The 24,531-nt window shown below is 71.3% G+C and carries 22 protein-coding genes and 1 tRNA gene; all 23 read left to right on the top strand.

Annotated elements, in window-relative coordinates:
* Positions 1 to 169 precede the first annotated feature (169 nt).
* Positions 170 to 1,153 (top strand): phosphate ABC transporter permease subunit PstC, encoded by a 984-nt coding sequence (pstC, locus tag BM204_RS10040; protein ID WP_246166154.1) that lies wholly within the window; start codon positions 170 to 172, stop codon positions 1,151 to 1,153.
* Complete coding sequence (pstA, locus tag BM204_RS10035) at positions 1,153 to 2,313, top strand: phosphate ABC transporter permease PstA (protein ID WP_091112717.1); 1,161 nt, start codon at positions 1,153 to 1,155, stop codon at positions 2,311 to 2,313. Before pstC ends, pstA begins: the two co-directional genes overlap by 1 nt.
* A complete protein-coding gene (locus BM204_RS10030) occupies positions 2,310 to 3,977 on the top strand; it encodes a phosphate ABC transporter substrate-binding protein PstS (RefSeq protein ID WP_246166155.1) in 1,668 nt (555 codons plus the stop codon). Before pstA ends, BM204_RS10030 begins: the two co-directional genes overlap by 4 nt.
* Complete coding sequence (locus BM204_RS10025; protein WP_091112714.1) at positions 3,977 to 6,631, top strand: hypothetical protein; 2,655 nt, start codon at positions 3,977 to 3,979, stop codon at positions 6,629 to 6,631. The genes BM204_RS10030 and BM204_RS10025 overlap by 1 nt, the downstream gene beginning before the upstream one ends.
* The gene (locus BM204_RS10020) at positions 6,628 to 7,593 is read left to right on the top strand and encodes a sortase domain-containing protein (protein ID WP_091112712.1); all 966 of its coding nucleotides are present in this window, start codon (positions 6,628 to 6,630) and stop codon (positions 7,591 to 7,593) included. The genes BM204_RS10025 and BM204_RS10020 overlap by 4 nt, the downstream gene beginning before the upstream one ends.
* Before the next feature lie 55 nt (positions 7,594 to 7,648).
* Positions 7,649 to 9,196, top strand: a complete 1,548-nt coding sequence (locus tag BM204_RS10015) for an Ig-like domain repeat protein (RefSeq protein WP_091112709.1) — start codon at positions 7,649 to 7,651, stop codon at positions 9,194 to 9,196.
* Between the two features lie 240 nt (positions 9,197 to 9,436).
* The gene (locus BM204_RS10010; protein ID WP_246166169.1) at positions 9,437 to 10,162 is read left to right on the top strand and encodes a phosphate ABC transporter ATP-binding protein; all 726 of its coding nucleotides are present in this window, start codon (positions 9,437 to 9,439) and stop codon (positions 10,160 to 10,162) included.
* 75 nt (positions 10,163 to 10,237) lie between these two features.
* A complete protein-coding gene (locus BM204_RS10005) occupies positions 10,238 to 10,645 on the top strand; it encodes a VOC family protein (RefSeq protein WP_091112705.1) in 408 nt (135 codons plus the stop codon).
* Between the two features lie 95 nt (positions 10,646 to 10,740).
* Positions 10,741 to 14,337: a transcription-repair coupling factor gene (gene mfd, locus BM204_RS10000; RefSeq protein ID WP_091112703.1), complete on the top strand. Its 3,597-nt coding sequence runs from the start codon at positions 10,741 to 10,743 to the stop codon at positions 14,335 to 14,337.
* A gap of 10 nt (positions 14,338 to 14,347) precedes the next feature.
* On the top strand, positions 14,348 to 15,061 hold the full coding sequence (locus BM204_RS09995; RefSeq protein WP_091112701.1) for a hypothetical protein: 714 nt from the start codon (positions 14,348 to 14,350) through the stop codon (positions 15,059 to 15,061).
* Between the two features lie 3 nt (positions 15,062 to 15,064).
* Positions 15,065 to 15,667 (top strand): nucleoside triphosphate pyrophosphohydrolase, encoded by a 603-nt coding sequence (locus BM204_RS09990; protein WP_246166157.1) that lies wholly within the window; start codon positions 15,065 to 15,067, stop codon positions 15,665 to 15,667.
* A 134-nt stretch (positions 15,668 to 15,801) separates the two neighbouring features.
* Positions 15,802 to 17,079 (top strand): phosphopyruvate hydratase, encoded by a 1,278-nt coding sequence (gene eno, locus BM204_RS09985; RefSeq protein WP_091112698.1) that lies wholly within the window; start codon positions 15,802 to 15,804, stop codon positions 17,077 to 17,079.
* A gap of 16 nt (positions 17,080 to 17,095) precedes the next feature.
* Positions 17,096 to 17,686: an FtsB family cell division protein gene (locus BM204_RS09980; RefSeq protein ID WP_091112697.1), complete on the top strand. Its 591-nt coding sequence runs from the start codon at positions 17,096 to 17,098 to the stop codon at positions 17,684 to 17,686.
* Positions 17,683 to 18,240 carry a DUF501 domain-containing protein gene (locus BM204_RS09975; protein WP_091112694.1) on the top strand — a complete coding sequence of 186 codons (558 nt, stop codon included), beginning with the start codon at positions 17,683 to 17,685 and terminating at the stop codon, positions 18,238 to 18,240. Before BM204_RS09980 ends, BM204_RS09975 begins: the two co-directional genes overlap by 4 nt.
* A complete protein-coding gene (locus tag BM204_RS09970; protein ID WP_246166159.1) occupies positions 18,237 to 19,130 on the top strand; it encodes a Ppx/GppA phosphatase family protein in 894 nt (297 codons plus the stop codon). The genes BM204_RS09975 and BM204_RS09970 overlap by 4 nt, the downstream gene beginning before the upstream one ends.
* 71 nt (positions 19,131 to 19,201) lie before the next feature.
* A complete protein-coding gene (locus BM204_RS09965; protein WP_091112693.1) occupies positions 19,202 to 19,468 on the top strand; it encodes a hypothetical protein in 267 nt (88 codons plus the stop codon).
* Between the two features lie 33 nt (positions 19,469 to 19,501).
* Positions 19,502 to 20,335, top strand: a complete 834-nt coding sequence (locus tag BM204_RS09960) for a uracil-DNA glycosylase (protein WP_091112690.1) — start codon at positions 19,502 to 19,504, stop codon at positions 20,333 to 20,335.
* Positions 20,332 to 20,862 (top strand): glycine cleavage system transcriptional repressor, encoded by a 531-nt coding sequence (locus BM204_RS09955; RefSeq protein ID WP_218031174.1) that lies wholly within the window; start codon positions 20,332 to 20,334, stop codon positions 20,860 to 20,862. Before BM204_RS09960 ends, BM204_RS09955 begins: the two co-directional genes overlap by 4 nt.
* Positions 20,859 to 21,413 (top strand): peptide deformylase, encoded by a 555-nt coding sequence (locus BM204_RS09950; RefSeq protein ID WP_091112689.1) that lies wholly within the window; start codon positions 20,859 to 20,861, stop codon positions 21,411 to 21,413. The genes BM204_RS09955 and BM204_RS09950 overlap by 4 nt, the downstream gene beginning before the upstream one ends.
* A gap of 61 nt (positions 21,414 to 21,474) precedes the next feature.
* Positions 21,475 to 21,548, top strand: a tRNA-Leu gene (locus BM204_RS09945).
* 45 nt (positions 21,549 to 21,593) lie between these two features.
* Complete coding sequence (locus tag BM204_RS09940) at positions 21,594 to 22,259, top strand: class I SAM-dependent methyltransferase (protein WP_091112686.1); 666 nt, start codon at positions 21,594 to 21,596, stop codon at positions 22,257 to 22,259.
* Positions 22,260 to 22,420: 161 nt separating this feature from the next.
* Positions 22,421 to 23,296: a Bax inhibitor-1/YccA family protein gene (locus tag BM204_RS09935; protein WP_091112684.1), complete on the top strand. Its 876-nt coding sequence runs from the start codon at positions 22,421 to 22,423 to the stop codon at positions 23,294 to 23,296.
* 110 nt (positions 23,297 to 23,406) lie between these two features.
* Positions 23,407 to 24,213 (top strand): SDR family oxidoreductase, encoded by an 807-nt coding sequence (locus BM204_RS09930; RefSeq protein WP_091112681.1) that lies wholly within the window; start codon positions 23,407 to 23,409, stop codon positions 24,211 to 24,213.
* Positions 24,214 to 24,531: the final 318 nt, after the last annotated feature.

The raw sequence follows: 24,531 nt of genomic DNA, 5'->3' as shown, positions 1-24,531 counted from the left end.
GTCGTTCGTCATCCCCCGGTCTGTTCGGCGAAAGCGGGGATCTTCTTCGCGTTTCGTTCATCTGAAGAGGCACGACCGTTCCGCTGATCTCCTGAGACTTTCGGCGTTTGAGCGGTTCTCGGAAAACCCGGAAAGCCTTCTGTTGACAACGATTCCTGCGCCAGAACCCGTGGCGAACGTTCGGCCTCGCAAGATCTCCCGCAAGGCCACCGGCGGCGACGCCGTGTTCGAGAACGGCGCTCGCGCCGTGGGTGCCAGCGTCCTGCTGATCACCGGTGGTGTCGGTGTGTTCCTGGCCTGGCAGGCCTACCCGACGCTGGAGCGCTACGGCTGGAGCTTCTTCACCGAGAGCCAGTGGCAGCCCGACCAGGACGTCATCGGCATCGCCGCCGTCCTCGTCGGCACGTTCTCGGTCGCGATGGTCGCGATGGCGTTCGCCGTGCCGCTGTCGATCCTCATGGCGCTCTACATCAGCGAGTACGCACCGGCTCGGTTCCGCTCGTCGCTGGTGGCCCTGATCGACCTGATGGCCGCCGTGCCGTCGATCGTCTACGGTCTCTGGGGCTTCTTCCTGATCATGCCGTACGCCGCGGAGCTGGCCCTGTGGCTCCAGCGCTACCTCGGTTGGATCCCGATCTTCGACGTCGCCAACACCGATCCGAACGCCGCCGTCTGGGACACCACGCGCTACGTCGCCAGCGCCTTCTGCGCCGGGATCGCTGTGGCGATGATGGTGATGCCGATGGCCTGCGCGGTCATGCGCCAGGTCTTCTCCCAGACCCCCGACGGCGAGAAGGAGGCCGCGTTGGCGCTCGGCGCCACCCGCTGGGGCATGGTCACGTCCGTCGTCCTGCCGTTCGGTCGCGGCGGCATCATCGGCGGCACCATGCTCGGGCTGGGTCGCGCGCTCGGCGAGACCATCGCGGTCGTCCTGATCGTCAGCCCCGCCTTCGAGATCAAGCCCCGCATCCTCGAGGTCGGCACGACCACGGTCAGCTCACTCATCGCCGGCCGCTTCGGCGAGGCCAGCTCGTCGCAGCTCTCCGCCCTGCTCGCCGCCGGCTTCGTGCTCTTCGTCATCACCCTGCTCGTCAACACCGTCGCCTCGGTCGTCGTCAACCGCAGCCGCTCGGGCGCCGGGACGGACGCCTGATGACCGCGACCCAGGAACGCGGCCCCCAGGACCAGGCTCTCCGGGACCGGGTCCCCGAGGACCAGACCCCCGAGCAGCCGACCACCCTGCCCCGGTACGACGAGGACGCGCCGCCGCCGCTGCCGCGCGCGTCCTTGGGGAAGCCGAGCCCCGACGAGCGGTTCGCGCACATCGGGTCCTGGGTGGCCGGCCTGGCCCTTGCCTGGCTGGTGACCCAGAAGCTGCTGCCCCTGGACGGGCTGCCGTGGCTGCTGATCGGCTGGTTCGCCTTCGGCACCCTGGTCACGGCCGTCACCGCGGCCATGTCCGGCGGGATGATCGAGGTCAAGGACCGCGTGGCCAGGTCGGTCGTCTCGACGGCCGCCCTGATCGTCGGCGCCGCGGTGGTCAGCACCGTGATCTTCGTCGGCGTCCGGGGCTGGGAGCCCGTCACCCACCTCAACTTCTTCACCTCCGACATGAGCGGGGTCGGGCCCAAGGACGGGTTCGAGAAGGGCGGCATCCTCCACGCCATCATCGGCTCGGGCATCGAGCTCGGGATCGCGCTGGTCATCACGCTCCCGCTGGGCATCGGCACCGCGGTCTTCATGACCGAGGTCGGAGGCGCCTTCGCGCGGATCGTGCGCACGGTCGTCGAGGCGATGACCGCACTGCCGTCGATCGTCGCCGGCCTGTTCATCTACAGCGTGCTGATCGTGGCGCTCGGCTTCCCGCGCTCGGGCCTGGCCGCCGCGCTCGCGATCGCCGTGATGATGCTGCCGATCATCGCTCGGGCGGCGGACGTGGTCCTGCGTGTCGTGCCGGGAGGGCTCCGCGAGGCCAGCCTGGCACTCGGCGCGAGCCGGTGGCGAACCGTGTGGCACGTCGTACTGCCCACGGCCCGGCCGGGCCTGGCGACCGCGGTCATCCTCGGCGTCGCCCGCGGCGTCGGCGAGACCAGCCCGGTGCTGCTCACCTCCGGTGCGGCGGCCTTCACGGTCGCCGGCCCCACCGACGGGGTCATGAACTCCCTGCCGCTCTTCATCTACGCCAACGTCCGCAGCGGGGAGCCGCAGGCCATCGCCCGCGCCTTCGGTGCGGCCTTCGTGCTGCTCGGCCTCGTCCTCGTCCTCTTCGTCATCGCCCGCCTCCTGGCCCGTCCGAATCGAGTCTCCCGGTGAACCGCCGTGCTCTGCTCCGCCCAGCCGTCCGCTCCGCCATCGCCCTGACGCTGGCGTTCGCCACCCTCCTGACCCAACCCGGGACGGCCAGCGCAACGGTCTACGCCCAGATCGAGGGCACTGGCTCGACCTGGTCGGAGCTGATCGTCCAGCAGTGGATCGCCGACGTCGACGCCAACGGCATGAAGGTCGTCTACACCGGCGGCGGCTCGTCCAAGGGTCGCAAGGACTTCTCCCAGAACAGCACCGACTTCGCGATCTCCGAGATCCCCTACCAGGGCACCGACGAGACCGGCCAGGCCGACACCAGCAACGGCCGTGAGTTCGCCTACCTGCCGATCGTGGCCGGGGGCACGGCGTTCACCTACCAGCTCAAGATCGGCAACGACCTGGTCCGCAACCTGCGCCTGTCCGGCGAGACGATCGCCAAGATCTTCACCAACCAGATCACCAACTGGAACGACGCGGCGATCACGGCCGACAACAACGGCCGGACCTTCCCGTCGCTGCCGATCACCCCGGTCGTCCGGTCCGACGGCTCGGGCACGACGGCGCAGTTCACCACCTGGCTCGACTCGGAGTTCCCGAGCATCTGGCGCCCGTTCTTCGGCGGCTCCGGGCTCACGTCCTACTACCCGAAGGAGTCGGGCAGCCGCGCCATCGGCCAGGCCGGCTCCGACCAGGTCATGAACACGATCTCGGGCTTCGCCGGCAACGGCACGATCGGCTATGTCGAGTACTCCTACCCGGTCAACAAGGACTACCCGGTCGTCAAGGTGCTCAACAAGTCCGGCTACTTCGTCGAGCCCACCCAGTACAACGTCGCGGTCGCCCTCACCAAGGCGAAGATCAACCAGGACAAGGGATCCGCGCTCTACCTCACCCAGATCCTCGACGGTGTCTACCGCAACACCGACGCCCGTGCCTACCCGATCTCGTCCTACTCCTACATGGTCATCCCGACCGGGGCCGACGACCCGCGCATGACGACGGCCAAGCGCCAGACGATCGCGGACTTCCTCTACTACTCGCTCTGCGCCGGCCAGACCAAGGCCGGGCCCTACGGCTACTCGCCCCTGCCGCTCAACCTGGTGCAGGCCGGCTTCGAGCAGATCGCCCTCCTCCAGCAGGCCGACAGTGCCGTCGACCTCACCGACCGCGACGTCCGCTCGTGCAACAACCCGACCTTCGACGGCAAGAACCTCAACAAGAACCAGCTCGCCGCGATCGCCCCGGCTCCGGCCGCCTGCGACAAGCAGGGCGAGGGACCGTGCGGCACGGAGACCGGCAACAACGAGCCGTCCACCGACGGCTCCGGCGGCGGAACGACGCCAGACGGCGGTGAGACCGGTGCGGGTGGTGCTTCCCCGGCCGGGGGTGGCGCGGGTTCCGGCGCCGCGGGCGCCGGCTCCGGGGCACCGGGCGGGTCCGCGCCGCCCCCGGTGGTGGACCCGGCCACGGGCGCGGTCGTGGGTGGCACCTCGACCGGCGCCGCCACGGGTGACGCGATCTACGCCAACCCGACCGAGCTCGCCGCCGACCGTGCCCTGGACACCCGCACGTTCGGCTGGCTCGCCGCGCTGCTGGCCGTCGGCCTCGTGGTCATGCCCGGTTTCTACGCCGCGTCCCTGCCTCGTCGTCGCAAGCCGGGGACGGTGCGCTGATGTCCCCCTCGAGCACGCTGCGCCGTAGCCGGCGCCCCCTGGCGGTCGCCGCCCTGTCGTTGCTCCTCGCGGGACTCATTGCCTGGGTGCCCGCGGGTGCCGGCGCGGGGACGCCGCCGAGCCCGGCCCTCGCGAAGGCCGCCTCGGGCTTCAAGGCGACCAAGGCGCTGACCCGCGTCTTCACCAACCCCGACGGGACGACCTACTCGTTCCCCACCAACACCGTCACGGTCAGGGCCGACCAGACCCGCAACCTGCGCGGACGTCAGCGGATCAGGATCGAGTGGAGCGGGGCCCAGCCCAGCGGCGGTCGGGCCAGCAACCCCTACGGGGAGAACGGACTCCAGCAGGAGTACCCGGTCGTGATCATGCAGTGCCGTGGTGTCGACGACCCCTCGCTGCCGCTGGCCAAGCAGCTGCGCCCGGAGACCTGCTGGACCACGTCGGTCGCGCAGCGCTCCCAGATCACCCGCTCGGACACCGAGGCGACCTGGACCCACGACCTGGACGCCGAGCAGGCCGACAAGGAGCGGGTCTCCGGCCTGCTCCCGCTGCCCAGCGCGGAGCAGTGCCCGACGGCCGACATCGCGCCGTTCTTCACCCGCCTGACCCCGTTCGTCACCCGCAAGGGCGAGACGTTCGCCGCCTGCGACGCGTTGAACATGCCGCCTGAAGCGGCCGTCGGCGCAGCGTTCCCGCCTCACGAGATCGCCGCGTTCACCGACACCGACGGGAGCGGCTCGGTGCAGTTCGAGGTGCGCAGCGACGTCGAGAACGAGTCGCTCGGCTGCAACGACAAGGTGGCCTGCTCGATCGTGGTGGTCCCGATCAACGGGCTCAGCTGCGACCAGCCGGCGTCGCCCCCGACCTCGGCCGACACCGCGTGCCGCAAGGGCGGTCGTTTCCTGCCCGGCTCGAGCAACTTCGGCAACGAGGGCGTCGACCAGGCGGTCTCGCCGGCCCTGTGGTGGTCGGCCTCCAACTGGAAGAACCGCTTCGCCATCCCGATCACCTTCGGGCTGCCGCCCGACACGTGCGACGTGCTCGACCCCCGCGCGCCCACCGGGTTCTACGGCTCGGAGCTGCTGGCCCAGGCGGCCCTCCAGTGGTCCCCGGCCTACTGCCTGGACAAGCAGCGCTTCAAGTTCCAGCTCAACCAGACCTCCGACGACGCAGGGTTCACCCTCATGGAGACCGGCGGGGGAGTCGCCGCGGTCGTCTCCGGCGAGCACGAGCGTCGGGGGTCCGACCCGGTCGGCTACGCCCCGACGGCCGTCACCGGCTTCTCGGTCGGCTACGTGATCGACCGCCCCGAGAACGCCGGCGAGTTCTCCTCGCTCAGGCTCAACGCCCGCCTCATCGCCAAGCTGATGACCCAGTCCTACCTGGGCTCCGACCTCGGCCGTGAGCACCCCGGGATCGGCGAGAACCCACTGGCGATCATGAACGACCCCGAGTTCATCGAGCTCAACCCCGGGCTCAGCCAGATCTCGCAGGAGGTCGGGGCGTCGCTGCTCTCGCTGTCGAGCTCCTCCGACGTGATCTCGCAGGTGACTGACTACATCGCCCACGACAAGGCGGCGATGGACTTCATCGGCGGCAAGACCGACCCGTGGGGCATGAAGGTCAACCCGGCCTACAAGAACATCAGCGTGCCCACCGCCGAGTGGCCGTTGCTCGACTCCTACATCCCGAAGACCGAGAACACCTGTCGCCAGGAGAATCCGGCGGTCTACTTCACGCAGCTGGCCGCCCCCGTGACGAGCCTGCGCAAGATCGCGGAGTCGCTCCTCGACGCGTGGCCCAACGTGCAGAGCCGCTGCGAGTTCGACCAGTCGACCAAGACCTACAAGCTCGGTCGCATCGACCGGCAGTCCTACGGCTCGCGCTTCATGCTCGGCATCGTCAGCCTGGGTGACGTCGAGCGCTACGGCCTGCGCTCGGCCGGTCTCGAGACCACGAAGGACCGCTACGTCGAGCCGACCGACGCCTCCATCGGTGCCGCGATCGGCCTGGCGACGCAGGCGAAGAAGTTCGGTGCCTTCGTGCTCGACCAGGCCGACGTCAAGAAGTCAGGACGCGCCTACCCCGGCACGATGGTGGTCTACACCGCTGCCCGGCTGCGCAACCTCGATCAGGCCGACGCAGACAAGGTCGCCCAGTTCATCCGCGTCTCGACGAGCGAGGGACAGCGCGCCGGCACGGGCAACGGGGAGCTGCCGGGCGGCTTCCTCCCGATCCGGGACAGCGGGGTGACCCAGAAGCTCCACGCCTCCGCCCTGGAGGTCGCGGCCGCGGTCGAGAAGCAGACGCCGCTGCCCGAGCCGGAGCCGACCGACGAGCCTGCTCCTGACAACGGCAACGGCGGTGGTGGCACGCCTGGCGGGTCGACCGGTGGCGCCGTCGCCCCGCCGCCCGCCGCTCCTGGCCCCGCGGGCGAGCCCTCGGCCCCGGCAGCTCCCAGCGCCGCCCCCGTGGCTGCGCCGATCGAGATGCCGGCCACGGCGCCCCTGGGCTCCACGGTCGCCGGCAAGCTGCTGCCCGGCCTGCTGGTCATCGGGCTGCTCGGCATCGCCGCCGCCAGCGTGCTGCGCTTCTTCGTGCAGCCGCCGCGGGTCCCGCGCACGGGTGCGGGTGCGGGTGGTCGAGCGTGACCGCCGTGCTCTCCGAGCGCACGCGGGTGCGCAACCGCCGGGCCGAGCCTGCCCCGAAGCAGCCCAAGCAGCCCAAGGTGCCCCGCGAGCCCAGGGCCCAGCGGCCCGTCCGCGCACCGCGCCCGGGTGACGAGACCGCGATCGCCTTCTCCACGGCCCTCACGATGCTCTCGATCGTCTGCCTCTGGGTCGCCGCCCAGCTGCTCGTCCTGGGCGGCCTGTCCCACGACCGCGACCAGTCCCTGCTCTACGGCGAGTTCCGCACCCAGGTCGCGAGCGCTACCGCGCCGATCGGCCCGGTCGTGCCCGTGGGCGACCCGGTCGCGACCCTGACGATCGCCCGCCTGGGGATCGACGAGGTGGTCGTCGAGGGCACCGCGTCCGGCGACACGCTCGCGGGACCGGGTCACCTGCGCAACACGGTCCTGCCCGGCCAGGTCGGCACGGCGGTCGTGATGGGCCGCGCGACGACGTACGGCGGTCCCTTCGGCGCCCTCGGCGAGCTGCGGGCCGGCGACGAGATCGAGGTCGTCATGGCGCAGGGAGCCAAGACCTTCACGGTCCTCGGCCTCCGCCGGCCGGGCGACCCGCTGCCCCAGCCCCTCGTCGAGGGCAGCGCCCGCCTCACCCTGGTGACGGCCGAGGGCGGGGGTGGACGCTTCGCGAGCCTGGCTCCCGACTCCGTCCTCTACGTCGACGCCGACGCCACCGAGGGCTTCCCGGCTCCGAGCGGCAGACCTGCCGCCGTCCCGGACTCGGAGAAGCCACTCGCCTCTGACAGCGGGGCCGTGCCACTCCTGGCACTGGACCTCGCCCTCCTGTTGGCGCTGACGCTCGGGGTCATCGCCGCCCGCCAACGATGGTCGTCGGTCCTGGTGTGGGTGATCGCGAGTCCTGTCGCGATCGCCCTGTCGTGGACGACGACGGATGTGGTGATGCGGCTGCTGCCCAACGTGATCTGACGGTTCCACCACCGGCCGCATCCCGCGGCCACTCACGGAGAAGAGAGAAAGACAGATGTACGCACGCAAGCTGCTCGCCGCCTCGGTCACCGCCGCGCTCACTGCCTCGGCCGTCGCCCTGACCGCTGGCTCTGCCTCGGCTGCCGTCGACCCCGACGACACCACCTTCACCCCCGTCGTCGCCGACCTGATCGGTGTCGGCTCCGACACCAGCCAGCGCGCCCTGAAGCTCCTCGCCGACGGCTGGAACACCGGCAGCCCCGCCCCCTCCTTCAAGATCGCGACCTACGCTGCCACCGGTGGCGGCACGATCCCGCTGCCCACCGCCGCGGTCAACCGTCCCAACGGCTCGGGTGCGGGCAAGTCGACGCTGTACGGCGCCGGCAACAACACCGACATCGACTTCGCCCGCTCCTCCTCGGCCAACAGCTCCGCCGAGTCGGCCGCAGGCCTCCAGGCCTTTCCCTTCGCCCTGGACACCCTGGTCATGGCGGTCTCCAACTCGGTGCCCTCCAACGCCCCCACCGCGCTGACCAACGCCCAGATCGTGGGCATCTACAACGGCAGCGTCACCAACTGGAGCGCCATCGGCGGCACCGCCGGTGTCATCGCGCCCAAGATTCCGCAGGCCGGGTCGGGCACGCGCTCCTTCTTCGTCGCCCAGCTCAAGTCCATGAACGGCGGCGTCGACGTGGCGCTGGCCGCCTCCGTGGTCGAGGTCCAGGAGCACGACGACACCACGGTCAAGAGCAACCCCAACGCCGTCGCGCCGTTCTCCGAGGGTCGCGCCGGCCTGCTGGGCACCACGCTGCGCCTCGAGACCGGCTTCCGCGCGAACCGTGCCCTCTACAACGTCGTGCGCGGCACGGACGTCGGCAACGCCGGCGTGCTGAGCGTCTTCGGCAAGGACGGCTTCTTCTGCTCCACCGACGCCCGACCGCTCGTCGAGGCCGCCGGCTTCAAGCAGCTGGCGACCTCTGACTTCGGTGGCGTGTGTGGCGCCCCGACGCAGAGCGCGAGCAGCAACTTCACGCTCAACCAGCGCGTCGTGACCTCGACCAACCTCGCGGTCACCAGCACCTCGGCCCGCTCGGCCCGCCTCGTCGCCACGGTGACCGGCAGCACCTCGCCCGCCGGCACCGTCTCCTTCTTCGAGGGTGAGACCCCCGTCGCGTCGAACGTGCCGCTGACGTCGGGCCAGGCCGTCGCCACGCTCACCGGCGTGGCTCCCGGCGCCCACACCTACCGCGCGGTCTTCACGCCGCAGGAGGGCTCGTTCTTCGACGCCTCCGAGGACGAGGGCACCGGCTCGGTCAAGACCTCCTCGACGATCGCCGAGAGCTTCGCGGCGACCATCAAGGCGGGCAAGAGGGCCAAGGGCACGATCACGGTCACCCTGGCCGGCGTCTCCTCGAAGGCCACCGGCACCGTCAAGGTGCTCAAGGGCTCCAAGGTCCTCGCGAGCAAGGCGCTGACGGCCGGCAAGGCCGTCATCACCCTGCCCAAGCTGACCAACGGCGTCAACAGGCTCAAGGTCGTGTGGGCCGGCAACGGCGTCGCCGCTGGTTCGTCCAAGGCGTTCACGATCAAGCAGACCAAGTAGCACCTGCACCACGTCGCGGGAGCACGATCCCTGCGAGCACTCCCCGAGGGACGACGAAGTCGTTCCACGACCGGGCGGCCGTCGTACGGCGGCCGCCCGGTCCTCCCACATCACACGAGAGCCACCACGATGAACGCGACCGACCAGACCACGCTCCTGCCGACCGTCCCCGCGGAGGCTCCGGCGCCCTCGCTGGCGACCATCGAGGCGCACGAGATCACCGCGTGGTTCGGTGACCGGATGGTGCTCGACCGGGTCTCGCTGACGATGAAGCCGGGGGCGATCACGGCGCTCATCGGCCCGTCGGGCTGCGGCAAGTCGACGTTCCTGCGGATCCTCAACCGCATGCACGAGCTGGTGCCCTCGGCCCAGCTCGCCGGTGAGGTCCGGCTGGACGGCGAGGACATCTACGACCCGTCCAAGCGGCTCATCGACGCCCGACGCGCGATCGGGATGGTCTTCCAGAAGCCCAACCCGTTCCCCGCGATGTCGATCAAGGAGAACGTGCTGGCGGGCCTCAGGCTCACCGGCACCAAGGCCTCGCGGTCGGCCAAGGAAGAGCTGGTCGAGACCTGCCTGGTCAAGGGCGGGCTGTGGAACGAGGTGAAGGACCGTCTCGACGCCCCTGGAGGCAGCCTCTCCGGCGGCCAGCAGCAGCGCCTCTGCATCGCGCGGTCCCTGGCGATCAAGCCGCGGGTGCTGCTCATGGACGAGCCCTGCTCCGCGCTCGACCCGACCTCGACGCGGGTCATCGAGGAGACCATGGTCGACCTGGCCAAGGAGGTGACGATCGTGATCGTCACCCACAACATGCAGCAGGCCGCCCGGGTCTCCAGCGAGTGCGCGTTCTTCCTCGCCTCCCAGGGCACGCCCGGCGTGATCGTCGAGCACGGCGACACGGCGGCGATGTTCCAGAACCCGCAGGACCCGCGCACGTCCGACTACGTCAACGGCCGCTTCGGCTGAGCCTGCTGACCCGCAGGGCCGACCACGAGGGCAAACCCGTTGCCCTGCGCGGCTCCGGGTGAGCAGGGTGGACCCATGACCTCCTTCATCTCGCACACGACGATCGACTGCGCGGACGCCCATGCCCTCTCCGAGTGGTGGAAGCCGGTGCTCGGCTACGTCGACCTGGACGGCGACCCCAACCTGCCCGGGCACGAGGAGTGCATGATCCAGGACCCGGAGACGCAGCACTCGCTGCTGTTCATCGAGGTCCCGGACACCAAGGCCGGCAAGAACCGGATCCACCTCGACCTGCGCCCCCGCGAGGGCACCCGCGACGAGGAGCTCGAGCGGCTGCTCGCCCACGGCGCGAGGGTCGTGGAGGACCATCGTGGCGCCTACGGTCCCGGCACGGCGTGGGTGGTCCTAGCCGACCCCGAGGGCAACGAGTTCTGCATCCTGCGCTCGCAGGCCGAGGCCGACGCCGGCCCGCCGCCACCGTGATGTCGACCGCCACCCCCGGCGTACCCTGGGAGTCGTCCACCCCCTGTCACGCCTGACCGGGGGCTGCTGTGTTGTCCGACCGTTCAGGAGCACCCGTGTCGCTCGCCGGCCTCGCCGACGCTGTCATCGCAGATCCCACCCTCGCCGCCGTCCTGGAGGACGCCGGTGACGGCCGCGTCCGCGCGCTCGACCTGACCGGTCCGGAGGCGCTCCGTCCCTTCGTCGTCGCCGGCCTGGTCCGCGCCGGGCGCAGCGTGCTCGCGGTGACCGCCACGTCGCGCGAGGCCGAGGACCTGGTGGCTGCGCTGGGCGACCTGGTCGACCCCGACGGCGTGGGCTACTACCCCAGCTGGGAGACGCTGCCGCACGAGCGGCTGAGCCCCCGCAGCGACACCGTCGGCAAGCGGCTGGCGATCCTGCGTCGGCTGGCCCACCCCGGCACCGACGCCTCCAACGGCCCGCTCCAGGTGGTCGTGGCGCCTGTGCGGTCGATCCTCCAGCCGCAGGTCAAGGGTCTGGCCGACCTCGAGCCGGTCGAGCTGACCCGCGGTGACGAGCTGGCGCTCGACGACGTCGTACGGCGTTTGGCCGATGCCGCCTACACCCGTGTCGACCTCGTGGAGAAGCGCGGCGAGTTCGCCGTGCGCGGTGGCATCGTCGACGTGTTCCCGCCGACCGAGGAGCACCCGCTGCGCGTGGAGTTCTGGGGCGACGAGGTCGAGGAGATCCGCTCCTTCTCCGTCGCCGACCAGCGCACCCTCGACAAGGCCGACCGCCTCTGGGCGCCCCCGTGCCGCGAGCTGCTGCTCACCGACGACGTACGCCGTCGCGCGGCCGAGCTCGGCGCGGCCCACCCCCAGCTCCTCGAGCTCACCGACAAGATCGCCGCGGGCATCGCCGTCGAGGGGATGGAGTCGCTGGCGCCGGTCCTGGTCGACGACATGGAGCTGCTGGTCGACCTGATGCCGGCCGCCACCCACGTCCTGGTGCTCGACCCCGAGCGCGCCCGCAGCCGCGCCCACGACCTGGTCGCCACGAGCGAGGAGTTCCTCGGCGCGAGCTGGGCGGCCGCCGCTGGCGGAGGCACGGCCCCGATCGACCTGGGCGCGGCGTCGTACGTCTCGATCGCGGACGTGCGCGAGCACAGCCTGGCGCGCGACCTGCCCTGGTGGACGATGAGCCCCTTCGGCCTCGACGGCCTCGACGACACCGCCGGCATGCCCGAGGGCAGCGCCCAGGACGCCGGCGTGCCCACCCGCTCGCTCGCCGCGAGCCCGGTCGACGCCTACCGCGGCGACGTCGAGCGCGCACTGGCCGACATCGACCTCTGGCGCCAGGAGGCCTACCGCGTCGTTGTGCTCCACCAGGGGCACGGCCCGGCGCAGCGGATGGTGGAGGCGCTGGGGGAGCGCGACGTCCCGGCCCGCCTCGTCGACGACCTCGACACCCTCGCCGACGACGTCGTCACGGTCACCTGCGGGGCGGTCCAGCACGGCTTCGTCGACGACACCAACCGCCTGGTCCTGCTCACCGGCGAGGACATCAGCGGTCAGCGCTCCAGCACCCGTGACATGCGCAAGATGCCCGCGCGCCGCAAGAAGCAGATCGACCCGCTCGAGCTCAAGGCCGGCGACTTCGTCGTCCACGAGCAGCACGGCGTGGGTCGTTTCGTGGAGATGAAGCAGCGCACGGTGGGCGGCGCGGTCCGCGAGTACCTCGTCCTCGACTACGGCGCCAGCAAGCGCGGCGGCCCGGCCGACCGGCTCTACGTCCCCGCCGACGCGCTCGACCAGGTCACCCGCTACGTCGGCGGCGAGCAGCCGAGCCTCGACCGGCTCGGCGGTGCCGACTGGGCCAAGCGCAAGGGCCGCGCCCGCAAGGCGGTCCGTGAGATCGCGGCCGAGCTGATCAAGCTCTATGCCGCGCGGCAGGCGACCAAGGGCCACGCCTTCGGGCCGGACACCCCGTGGCAGCGCGAGCTCGAGGACGCCTTCCCCTTCACCGAGACCGCCGACCAGCTCACCACCGTCGACGAGGTCAAGTCCGACATGCGCCAGACGGTGCCCATGGACCGTCTGGTGTGCGGCGACGTCGGCTACGGCAAGACCGAGATCGCGGTGCGGGCGGCGTTCAAGGCCGTCCAGGACGGGAAGCAGGTCGCCGTGCTGGTCCCGACGACGCTGTTGGTGACCCAGCACCTGAGCACCTTCAGCGAGCGGATGAGCGGCTTCCCGGTCAACATCGCGGGCCTGAGCCGCTTCCAGACCGACAAGGAGGCCAAGGAGGTCGTCGCCGCCCTGGCCGAGGGCACCGTCGACATCGTCGTGGGCACGCACCGCCTGCTCAACCCCGACATCAAGATGAAGGACCTCGGGTTGATCATCGTCGACGAGGAGCAGCGCTTCGGTGTCGAGCACAAGGAGCAGATGAAGCGGATGCGCACCAGCGTCGACGTGCTCTCCATGAGCGCGACGCCGATCCCGCGCACGCTCGAGATGGCGATCACCGGCATCCGCGAGATGTCGACGATCACCACCCCGCCGGAGGAGCGGCACCCGGTCCTCACCTACGTCGGCGCCTACGAGGACCGGCAGATCATCGCCGCGGTGAGGCGTGAGCTGCTGCGCGAAGGCCAGGTCTTCTACATCCACAACCGGGTCAACTCGATCGAGAAGGCCGCGGCCAAGATCAAGGAGCTGGTGCCCGAGGCGCGCGTCGCCACCGCCCACGGGCAGATGGGCGAGAACCAGCTCGAGCAGGTGATGCTGGACTTCTGGGAGAAGCGCTTCGACGTGCTGGTCTGCACGACCATCGTCGAGTCGGGCCTCGACGTGTCCAACGCCAACACGATGATCATCGAGCGCTCCGACACCCTCGGCCTCAGCCAGCTCCACCAGCTGCGCGGCCGCGTGGGACGCTCCCGCGAGCGGGCCTACGCCTACTTCCTCTACCCCCAGGAGAAGCCGCTCACCGAGACCGCCCACGAGCGACTGGCGACCCTGGCCCAGCACTCCGACCTCGGCGGCGGCATGGCGATCGCGATGAAGGACCTCGAGATCCGTGGGGCGGGCAACCTGCTCGGCGGCGAGCAGTCCGGTCACATCGCCGACGTCGGCTTCGACCTCTACGTGCGACTCGTCGGCGAGGCCGTCAGTGAGTTCAAGGGCGAGGACCCCGACACCGACGGCATGCGTGAGGTGCGCATCGAGCTCCCCGTCGACGCCCACCTGCCGCACGACTACGTGCCCAGCGAGCGGCTGCGTCTCGAGATGTACAAGCGGCTCGCCGAGGTGCGCTCCGACGACGACGTCGACGTGCTCCGCGAGGAGATGATCGACCGCTACGGCGAGCCTCCGCAGGAGGTCTCCGCGCTGTTCCTCGTGGCCCGCTTCCGGGCCCGCGCCCGGTCGGCCGGCATCGGGGAGGCGACGATCCAGGGCAAGAACGTCCGCTTCGCGCCGGTCAGCCTGCCGGAGTCGCGCACGCTGCGGCTCCAGCGGCTCTACCCCAAGTCGATCGTCAAGGCGCCGACCGACACCATCCTCGTGCCGCGTCCCGGCACCCCCGGCCGGACCGGGACGCCCCTGGCCGGCATCGCCCTGCTTGAATGGGCGCGCGGTGTGATCGACAACGTCATCGACCCGGTCGAGTCCAGACCAGCACCGTCCGTGCCACCCCGAGCACAGCCCTGAGGAGATCCGCGTGAGCACCACTCGACGTCGTCGCACCCTGGCCCGATCCGTCGCCGGGGTCTCCGTCGCGGCGCTGGCCCTGGGCCTGACCGGCTGTGGCGTGGCCGGAACCGGCTTCCGGCCCGGCATCGCCGCCGAGGTGGGCGATCGCACGGTCAGCACCGACGAGGTCGACACCCTGGTGAGCACCTACTGCTCCGCGATCGACGACATCCTGGCGGAGCAGTCGCAGGTCGTCCCGCTCAGCGTCTTCCGCTCCGGCATCGCCGGACAGCTCGCGCTGGTCTCCGCGGCCGAGCAGCTGGCCGACGACTACGGCGTGGAGCCGGCCGACGACTACCAGCGCGCCGTCACCGAGATCGAGAAGCAGATCGGTGACTTCAGCGAGTCCGAGCAGGAGGCCGTCGTCCAGGTCGAGGGCGCCGCGACGTACGTCGCCGCCGTCCAGCTCTCCGTCGGCGAGCAGATCCTGCTCGACGAGGGCGTCACCGAGCCCGGCCCCACCGAGGCCGGCGAGCGTGGCCTCGCGGCCTTCACCACCTGGCTCGACGACAACGGTGCGGAGCTCAACCCGGAATACGGCATCAGCGTCGACGGCGCCGCGATCAACACCGACGACCAGTCGGTGTCCCTGGCGGTCGGCGAGACCGCCCTGCAGGGGATGGCTGAGGAGCCGGACCCCGCCTACGCCGCGTCCCTGCCCGACTCCCAGCGCTGCGGCTGAGCCGTGAGCGAGCCGCTCCTCGACTTCGGTGAGGTGATGCGGCGGCTCCGCGCCGAGTGCCCGTGGAAGGCCGAGCAGACTCATCGATCGCTCGCGCGCTACCTGCTCGAGGAGACCCACGAGACGATCGAGGCCATCGACACCGGTGACCCCGACCACCTGCGTGAGGAGCTGGGCGACCTGCTGCTGCAGGTCTACTTCCACGCGGTGATCGCCGAGGAGTCCGGCGCGTTCACCCTCGACGACGTGGCGCGCGGGGTCACCGAGAAGATGCTGCGTCGCAACCCCCACGTCTTCGGTGCCGCCGAGGGGGCGCCGGCGCTGGACGCGGCCGCGGTCAACGAGGCCTGGCAGGAGATCAAGGCCGAGGAGAAGGCTCGTGACCACGTCACCGACGGCCTCCCGCCGACCCTGCCCGCGCTGCTCCACGCCGACAAGGTCCTCGACCGGCTGGCCCGCGACGGCGCTCCCGTCGTGCTGCCGCCCGCCACGGACGACGCCGACCTCGGCGACCGGTTGCTGGGGCTGGTAGCCGAGGCCCGCGCGGCCGACCGCGACCCCGAGCAGGCCCTGCGCGACGCCGTACGACGTCTGCTGGAGCGCTAGCCCGGTGCTGGGCCGCCTGTCTGGCTGTCTGGCTGTCGGCGGAGCGTGCTGCGCGAGACGGGCCGGCGACCGGTCTACGCTGGTCGCGCAACCGTCCCCGGCGAAACAACGCGACACGACACCAGGAGCAGCACGTGGCATCGATCGAAGCCGTAGGCGCCCGCGAGATCCTCGACTCGCGCGGCAACCCCACTGTCGAGGTCGAGGTGCTGCTCGATGACGGCTCCTTCGCCCGGGCCATGGTGCCCAGCGGTGCCTCCACGGGAGCCTTCGAGGCCGTGGAGCTGCGCGACGGCGGTGACCGCTACGCCGGCAAGGGCGTGCTGAAGGCCGTCGACGCCGTCATCCAGCAGATCGGTCCCGCGCTCGAGGGCCTCGCCGCCGACGACCAGCGCCTCGTCGACCAGACGATGCTCGACCTCGACGGCACGCCCAACAAGGCCAACCTGGGCGCCAACGCGATCCTCGGCGCCTCCCTGGCCGTGGCCCGTGCTGCCGCCGACTCCGCCGGCCTGCCGCTCTACCGCTACGTCGGTGGCCCCAACGCCCACCTGCTGCCGGTCCCGATGATGAACATCCTCAACGGTGGCTCGCACGCCGACTCCAACGTCGACGTCCAGGAGTTCATGATCGCGCCGATCGGCGCCCCGACGTTCCGCGAGGCGCTGCGCCAGGGCGCGGAGGTCTACCACGCGCTCAAGTCGGTGCTGAAGAAGAAGGGCCTCTCGACCGGCCTGGGCGACGAGGGCGGCTTCGCGCCCAACCTCGAGAGCAACCGCGCCGCGCTCGACCTGATCGCCGAGGCCGTCTCGGCCGCCGGCCTCACGCTCGGCAAGGACATCGCGTTCGCGATGGACGTCGCGGCCTCCGAGTTCTTCAAGGATGGTTCCTACTCCTTCGAGGGCGGCTCCAAGACCGCTGAGGAGATGACGGCCTACTACGCCGACCTGGTCGCCTCCTACCCGATCGTCTCCATCGAGGACCCCCTCGACGAGGACGACTGGGACGGCTGGAAGGCCATCACCGACCGGCTCGGCGCGAAGACCCAGATCGTCGGCGACGACCTGTTCGTCACCAACGTCGAGCGCCTCCAGCGCGGCATCAGTGGCGGCCAGGCCAACTCGCTGCTGGTCAAGGTCAACCAGATCGGCTCGCTGACCGAGACCCTCGACTCCGTCGAGCTGGCCCACCGCAACGGTTACCGCTGCATGATGAGCCACCGCTCCGGCGAGACCGAGGACACCACGATCGCCGACCTCGCGGTCGCCACCAACTGCGGCCAGATCAAGACCGGCGCCCCGGCCCGGTCCGACCGCGTCGCCAAGTACAACCAGCTCCTGCGCATCGAGGACGACCTCGGCGATGCCGCGCGCTACGCCGGCGCCTCCGCGTTCCCGCGCTATCAGGGCTGATCGGGAGCGAGCTGACATGGCCGACTCCCGACGTACGCCGCCCCGCGGGTCCCGCCCGCGGGGTCGCACGGGACCCGGACGGGCGACGTCCACCGTCCGCACCGGGCGCCAGCCTGCGGTCACGGCCCGGCCGGGCGGCGGCGCCTCGCCGGGCGCCGACCAGCCTCGACCCCGGCTGACCGGTCGCGCCGCGATCCTGGTGCTCGTGGTCGCGGTGCTCGCGGTCTCCTACGCCTCCTCCATGCGGGCCTTCCTCGAGCAGCGCGCCGAGAACAACGCCTACCTCGAGGAGATCGCGCAGCGCTCCGCCAGCATCGACGACCTCGAGCGTGAGAAGCGCCGCTGGAACGACCCGGCCTACGTGCAGTCGCAGGCGCGCGAGCGGCTGAGCTACGTGATGCCCGACGAGACCTCCTACATCGTGCTCGACGAGGACGGCAACGCGCTCGAGAGCGAGTCGGAGCTGCGTGACCCCGCCGAGGTCGACGCCGGCCAGGTCCCCGAGGCCTGGTGGGGCAAGGCCTGGGACTCCGTGGAGCTCGCCGGTCGGCCGCCGAGGGCCGAGCCGCCGCCGCTGACCGAGATCGACGGCTCGCAGCAGCCGTGATCGACCCGACCGACGAGGCGGCGATCAGCGCCCAGCTGGGCCGAGCGCCGCGCGCCATCCACGCCGTGGGGCACCGCTGCCCGTGCGGCAACCCCGACGTCGTCACGACCGAGCCGCGCCTGCCCAACGGCACGCCCTTCCCGACGACCTTCTACCTCACCTGCCCGCGCGCCGCGTCGCTGATCGGCACCCTCGAGGGCTCGGGCCTGATGAAGGAGATGCAGGCGCGTCTGGGCGAGGACCCCGAGCTGGCGGCGGCCTACCAGGGTGCCCACGAGTCCTACCTCGCCTTCCGCAGCGAGCTGGCGCGTCGGTCCGGCCACGACGTCCCCGAGATCGAGGGCATCACCGCCGGTGGCATGCCCGACCGGGTCAAGTGCCTCCATGTCCTCGCCGGCCACGCGCTCGCCGCCGGTCCCGGCGTCAACCCGCTCGGCGACGAGGTCCTCGAGCTGCTCGGGCAGTGGTGGGCCGCCGGGCCTTGCGTCGACGCCGCTCGGCCAGTGGTCGAGCCAGTGGTCGGGCCAGTGGTCGAGCCGGTGATCGGGCCGTGATCGCTGCGATCGACTGCGGCACCAACACCATCAAGCTGCTCATCGGGGACCTCCCCGACGTGGCCGTGCGCGAGTCCCGGATGGTGCGCCTGGGTCAGGACGTGGACCGCACGGGTCGACTGGCCGACGAGGCGGTGGCGCGGACGTTCGCCGCCATCGAGGAGTACGCCGAGCTGGTGGCCGCCCACCACGTCTCCCGGGTCCGCTTCTGCGCCACGTCCGCGACCCGCGACTCCGCCAACGCCCAGGAGTTCTCCGACGGGGTCTTCGCCAGGCTCGGGGTCCGGCCCGAGGTGCTCGCCGGCGAGGAGGAGGCGGCGCTGGCGTTCGCCGGCGCGGTGCGCAACCTCGCGTCGCGGCCGGCCGAGCCGGTCCTGGTCGTCGACATCGGGGGTGGCTCGACCGAGCTGGTCCTCGGCACCACCGAACCCACGGCGGCGCACTCGATGGACATCGGCTCGGTGCGCCTCCACGAGCGTCACCTCCACGACGACCCGCCCACGGCGTCCCAGGTGGCGGCCTGTGTCGCCGACATCGACGCAGCTCTCGACGCCTCACCGGTCGAGATCGGTGGCGCGGCCACGGTCGTCGGGGTCGCCGGAACCGTGACCACGGTCGCGGCCGGGGTGCTCGACCTGCCGGTCTACGCACGCGAGGCGATCGACCAGCAGGTGCTGGCCGTCTCGGCCGTCCACGAGGTCGTCGACCGGCTGGTCGCGATGTCGGTGGCCGAGCGGGTCGCGTTGGGATTCATGGACCCGGGCCGCGCCGACGTGATCGGGGCCGGGGCGCTGATCCTGTCCCGGGTCCTGCGTCGTGCCGGCGTTGCCACGGTGCTGGTCTCCGAGTCCGACATCCTCGACGGGATCGCCTGGTCGATCACGCCCTGACGTCATCCCGGGTTTGTCGCGCCGGCCCATCGGGCACCGGACCGGCTGACCCCCACCGAAGGAGCACCACCATGAGCAAGCTGTCCCTCCTCGCCGCCGCCGGCGTCGGCTACGTCCTCGGCGCCCGCGCCGGTCGTGAGCGCTACGAGCAGATCAAGGTCCAGGCGCAGAAGGTCGCGCGCAACCCGAAGGTCCAGGACGCCGCCCAGCGCGCCCAGGACGTCGCCGCCGAGCAGGCCGCCGTGGCCGCGGGTGTCGTGAAGGACAAGGTCAGCGACGTCGCGTCGACCGCGGCCGACAAGGTGCGCAAGGAGACCTCGATCAACCCTGCTCCCTGAGAGTCGCAGAGCGACAGGCGGGAGGATGGTCAGGTGACCCTCCTCCCGCACCCGTCCGTGGGCGGAGCCTTCGCCTCGCCCGTGCCGCCCGGCACCGGTTGGCCGGGCGACCCGGCACCTCCTGGCACCGACGTGGCGACCTCGCCGTCCGTCGTACGACGCCTGGCGCGGAGCGCCAGCCTCCCCGAGCTCGACGCGCGGATCAGCGTCTGCCGGGCCTGCCCGCGCCTGGTCCGGTGGCGCGAGGACGTGGCGGTAGGGAAGCGCGCGGCCTACGCCGCGCAGCCCTACTGGGGCCGCCCGATCGCCGGCTTCGGAGCCGATGCCCCGCAGGTGCTGGTCGTCGGTCTCGCTCCTGCGGCGCACGGGGCCAACCGGACCGGCCGCGTCTTCACCGGCGACCGCTCCGGCGACTGGCTGTTCGCGAGCCTGCACCGGGTCGGCCTCGCCAACCAGCCCACCAGCGTCGACGCCGACGACGACCTGGTCCTGGTCGGCACCCGCATCGTCGCGACCGTGCGCTGCGCTCCACCGCAGAACAAGCCGACCACCGACGAGCGCACCCGCTGCGCCCCCTGGCTCGACCGCGAGCTGGCGCTCGTCGCGCCCTCGCTGCGGACCGTGGTGGCGCTCGGCTCGATCGGCTGGGACGCCGCCCTGGGTGCGTTCCGCGGAGCCGGCTGGGGCGTGCCCCGCCCCAAGCCACGCTTCGGCCACGGCGCGGAGGCGATGATCACGACACCGCACGGGGAGCTGCTCCTGCTCGGGTGCTACCACCCCAGCCAGCAGAACACGTTCACCGGACGGCTCACCGAACCCATGCTGGACGACGTGCTCGGGCGCGCCGCTGCCAGAATGTCGCCGTGACCCCGTCGTCCTCGCTGCACGCCATCACCGTCCTCGGCCACGACCGGCCCGGCATCATCGCCGAGACCACCGGTCGCCTCGCCGACCTCGGGCTCAACCTGGAGGACTCCACGATGACCCTCCTGCGGGGTCACTTCGCGATGATGCTGATCTGCGCCGGAGCCCCGGCGGCCTCGGAGATCGAGGCGGCGCTCGCGCCGCTGACCGAGGACGGCACGCTCACGGTGACCGTGCGCGAGGTCCCCGTCGAGCAGCCCGCCCCGAGCAACGGCAGCCCGTGGGTGCTCACCGTCCACGGCGGTGACCGCGCGGGCATCGTGTCCTCGGTCGTCAGCGAGGTGGCACGCGTCGGCGGCAACATCACCGACCTCACCACGCGCCTGGCCGGCGACCTCTACCTCCTGGTCGCCGAGATCGACCTGCCGGCGGCCGCCGACCTCGATGCGGTCGAGGTCGCGATCCGCTCCGTGGCCAGCGACCTCGGGGTCGGCGCGACGCTGCGTCCGGCGGAGGCCGACGAACTGTGAGCGACGAACGTGTGTCCTCCTGGACGGAGGACGAGCTGGGCGTGCCCGGGAGGGTGCTGCCCGTCGTACGAGCCCCGGAGCCGGTGCTGTCGACCGTCGGCGCCGACGTCGACCCCACGTCGCCCGAGACCGTGCAGCTTGCCGCCGACCTGGTGGGCACGATGCGGGTCAGCCCGGGCTGCGTGGGCCTCGCGGCGCCCCAGGTCGGGGTCAGCGCGCGGGTCTTCTGTGTCGACGTGACCGATCACCCCAAGACCAGGACCGGCCACGGCACCTTCGTGCTGTGCAACGCGGAGGTCCTGGAGTCGAGCCGCAACGAGAAGGCCCGCGAGGGCTGCATGAGCGTGCCCGACTTCACCGGCGACGTGAAGCGGGCGTCGCGGCTCGTCGTCCGCGGCGCGCTGCCGGGCACCGGTGAGGTCGTCACGCTGACGACCGACGCGTTCGAGGCACGGGCTCTGCAGCACGAGATCGACCACTGCGCCGGGCTGCTGTTCCTCGACCGCGCCGCCGGCGCGCACGCGATCTACGCGCGCACGACCTACTTGTAGCGTGACGTCATGCGGTGCGAGGACGCGACTCCACGCACCGGATGATGTTGCCGACCACCTCGCCCCCGTATCCCAATCGGCAGAGGAAGCCGCCTTAAAAGCGGCCCAGTGTGGGTTCGAGCCCCACCGGGGGCACCTGGACTTGCCTTCAGGTCGACCTGAAGCGGCACAGTGGTCCCCATGAGCCACGACCACGACCACGAGGCCGATGAGGCCCCGGCCGACATCACCGACCTCTACAGCCAGGCGACCTGGGACACCCGCTATGCCGAGTCCGACCGTGTCTGGAGCGGCAACCCCAACCCTCGTCTCGTCGAGCACGTCGCCGACCTGACGCCCGGCCGCGCCCTGGACGTCGGCTGCGGCGAGGGGGCCGACGTCGTCTGGCTGGCCCGGCAGGGCTGGCACGTCACCGGCGCCGACGTCTCCCCGGTGGCGTTGGCGAAGGCCGGGGCGCATGCCGCCGAGGCCGGCGTGAAGGAGAGCGTCGAGCTGGTGCAGGTCGACGTCATCGCGGGGGAGGGGCTGCCGGGTGACCAGGACCTGGTCTCGGTGCAGTTCTTCCACCCGCCGGCCGACCTGTTCGACGAGGTGCACCAGCGGCTCGGGGCCGCGGTCGCGCCCGGCGGTCACCTGCTCGTCGTCGGCCACCACCCCGACGACCTCGCCACCGGCGCCCGTCGCCCGCACGGTCCGGACCTGCTGTTCACGCCCGAGCGGGTCGTCGCGGCCCTCGACCAGGCCGAGTGGGAGATCGTCGTCGTGGCGGCCCCGACCCGCGAGCACCAGCACGCTGACGGCGTGGTGACGGTGCGCGACACCGTCGTACTGGCCCGGCGCCGCTGACTTGGCTGTCCCCGGCGCCTGTGGGGTTGCTGAGAAAGCTCTCATGTGGGGAACGTCCGGGCCCGGGGCGGCGTTGTGAACGGTGAAGGCCCCTAGACTGGGGGTCTTGACAGGGTCCAGCCGTCACGGAGACGGTGACCAGGCCTCCAAGGAGGAGACCAATGCAGAGCAACAACCCGGTGTTCCGCCGCTCGGAGGAGTTCCAGCGCGGTGGCGCGAACGCCTATGGCAACCAGACGCACGCCGGCAACGGTGCTACCTACCAGGGCTATGGCAACGACCCGGCCCAGTGGGGCACGGGCGAGCCCGGCACGGGCATGCCGCCCCAGGCTCCCGTCTCCCAGGGCCCCATGACGATCGACTCGGTCGTCCAGAAGACCGCCATCTCGCTCGGTGTCGTCATCGTGACGGCCCTCGCGACGTGGATCCTCACGCCCGAGATCACCCCGGCCACCACGTCCGCTGACCTCGGCTCCCTCTACCTCGCGATGGTCGTCGGCTCGCTCGGCGCCTTCGCGCTGTCGATGGTCAACTCCTTCAAGCGTGTCGTGAGCCCGGCCCTGGTGCTGGCGTTCTGTGCGCTCGAGGGTGTCGCGCTCGGTGCGATCTCGAAGGTGTTCGACGCACAGTTCGGTGACGGAGTCGTCTCCGGCGCGGTCATCGGCACGTTCGCTGCCTTCGCCGGCACGCTGACCGCCTACAAGGTGTTCAACATCCAGGTGGGCGACAAGTTCCGCAAGTTCGTGATGGCTGCCGTCTTCGGCATGATCGGCCTGAGCCTGATGGAGCTCGTCCTGAGCGCCTTCGGTGCCCAGATCGGCCTCTTCGGCGTCAGCGGCCTGGGCATGGTGACCGCGGTCGCCGGCCTGGTCCTGGGCGTCTTCATGCTGATCATGGACTTCGACTTCGTCGAGCAGGGTGTCGCCAACGGCATCCCGGAGCGCGAGTCCTGGCGTGCGGCGTTCGCCATGACGGTGAGCCTCGTCTGGATCTACACGAACCTGCTCCGCATCCTGGCGTTCTTCAGCCAGGACTGAACAGGGCGGTCGACACGCTCGACCGACATCGCACATCGCAAGGCCCCGGGTTTCCTCCCGGGGCCTTTGCCATTGCCCTTCCTGTGGCGCCCGGGGGGCACGATGGGGTCGTGAACGACCTGGATCCTGCTCCTGACCCCACGTCGCCGCTTGCCGGCCGCACGGCCCTGGTGACCGGGGTGAGCCGCCGTCGCGGCATCGGCTTCGCCGTCGCCAGCCGGCTCGTCGACGCCGGTGCGTCGGTGGTGGTCCACCACCATGGCCCGCACGACGTCGAGGAGTACGGCGACGCCGACGACGTCGACGCTCTCCTCGACGCCCTGCGTGGCCGGGTGCGCAGTGGTGCGGTCGTCGCGGAGGTCGCGGGAGACCTGGGGAGCGCTGAGGTCCCCGGCTCGGTCCTCGCGGATGCCGTCGCTGCTGGGGGGCACCTCGACGTCCTCGTCTGCAACCACGCCCACGGCGGCGACGCAGTCTCGCTCGCCGACCTGACCTCTGCGGCCCTCGACCGGCACTTCGAGGTCAACACGCGCGCGACGTTGCTGCTGACCCGAGGTTTCGCGGAGCAGCACGACGGTCGGCGCGGAGGACGAGTGATCTGGATGACCTCCGGCCAGGGGCTGGGTCCCATGCACGGCAACCTTGCCTACGCCGTGTCCAAGGCAGCGCTGGAGGGCGCCACCGCCACGGTCGCCGACGAGCTCGTCGAAGCCGGGATCCTGCTCAACACGGTCAACCCCGGCCCGGTGAACACCGGCTACCTCGATGACGTGGCCCACGCCGTCGTCGACCGCTTCCCCACCGGGCGACTCGGCCGACCTGATGACCCGGCCCGCCTCATCGCGTGGTTGGTCTCGGACGAGGGGGAGTGGATGGTCGGGCAGGTCCTCCACACCGAGGGTGGGTTCCGCCGCTGACGGCTCGGATCCCGAGAAGTGCGCCGGCCGGGGCTGGTAGGAGCAGAGCCGGGTCTCGTCGCAGGGTGAGGTCGGTGAGGTCGGCGGCGTGGGGTCGGCGACGGGTGTGGGGAGACGTCCGTCCCGGGTCGGCCGAGGGTGGGGTGCCTGAGCGACCGACAGTGCTGGATCAGTCATCGCCGGACGGGTTCTGACGAAGTCCGACGTGTGCGGACGTGCCCGATGGCCCCGCCGGCGGCGGGGTGTGGGGCGGTGGACTCAGGTCTCGCCGGGTGGGGCGACTGGGGTGGTGCCTTGATGGTCGACACGGAAGAAGAG

The organism is Nocardioides psychrotolerans, assembly GCF_900113685.1.
Lineage (GTDB): Bacteria > Actinomycetota > Actinomycetes > Propionibacteriales > Nocardioidaceae > Nocardioides > Nocardioides psychrotolerans.
The sequence above is the reverse complement of the archived record's forward strand: the minus strand, read 5'-3'. Positions and strand labels throughout refer to the sequence as shown.

Coding starts and splice junctions, on each gene's coding strand:
- pstA (WP_091112717.1), top strand. CDS start 1,153: ATGACCGCGACCCAGGAACGCGGCCCCCAGGACCAGGCTCTCCGGGAC.
- BM204_RS10025 (WP_091112714.1), top strand. CDS start 3,977: ATGTCCCCCTCGAGCACGCTGCGCCGTAGCCGGCGCCCCCTGGCGGTC.
- BM204_RS10015 (WP_091112709.1), top strand. CDS start 7,649: ATGTACGCACGCAAGCTGCTCGCCGCCTCGGTCACCGCCGCGCTCACT.
- BM204_RS10010 (WP_246166169.1), top strand. CDS start 9,437: ATGGTGCTCGACCGGGTCTCGCTGACGATGAAGCCGGGGGCGATCACG.
- BM204_RS10005 (WP_091112705.1), top strand. CDS start 10,238: ATGACCTCCTTCATCTCGCACACGACGATCGACTGCGCGGACGCCCAT.
- BM204_RS09980 (WP_091112697.1), top strand. CDS start 17,096: ATGGCCGACTCCCGACGTACGCCGCCCCGCGGGTCCCGCCCGCGGGGT.
- BM204_RS09965 (WP_091112693.1), top strand. CDS start 19,202: ATGAGCAAGCTGTCCCTCCTCGCCGCCGCCGGCGTCGGCTACGTCCTC.
- BM204_RS09940 (WP_091112686.1), top strand. CDS start 21,594: ATGAGCCACGACCACGACCACGAGGCCGATGAGGCCCCGGCCGACATC.
- BM204_RS09935 (WP_091112684.1), top strand. CDS start 22,421: ATGCAGAGCAACAACCCGGTGTTCCGCCGCTCGGAGGAGTTCCAGCGC.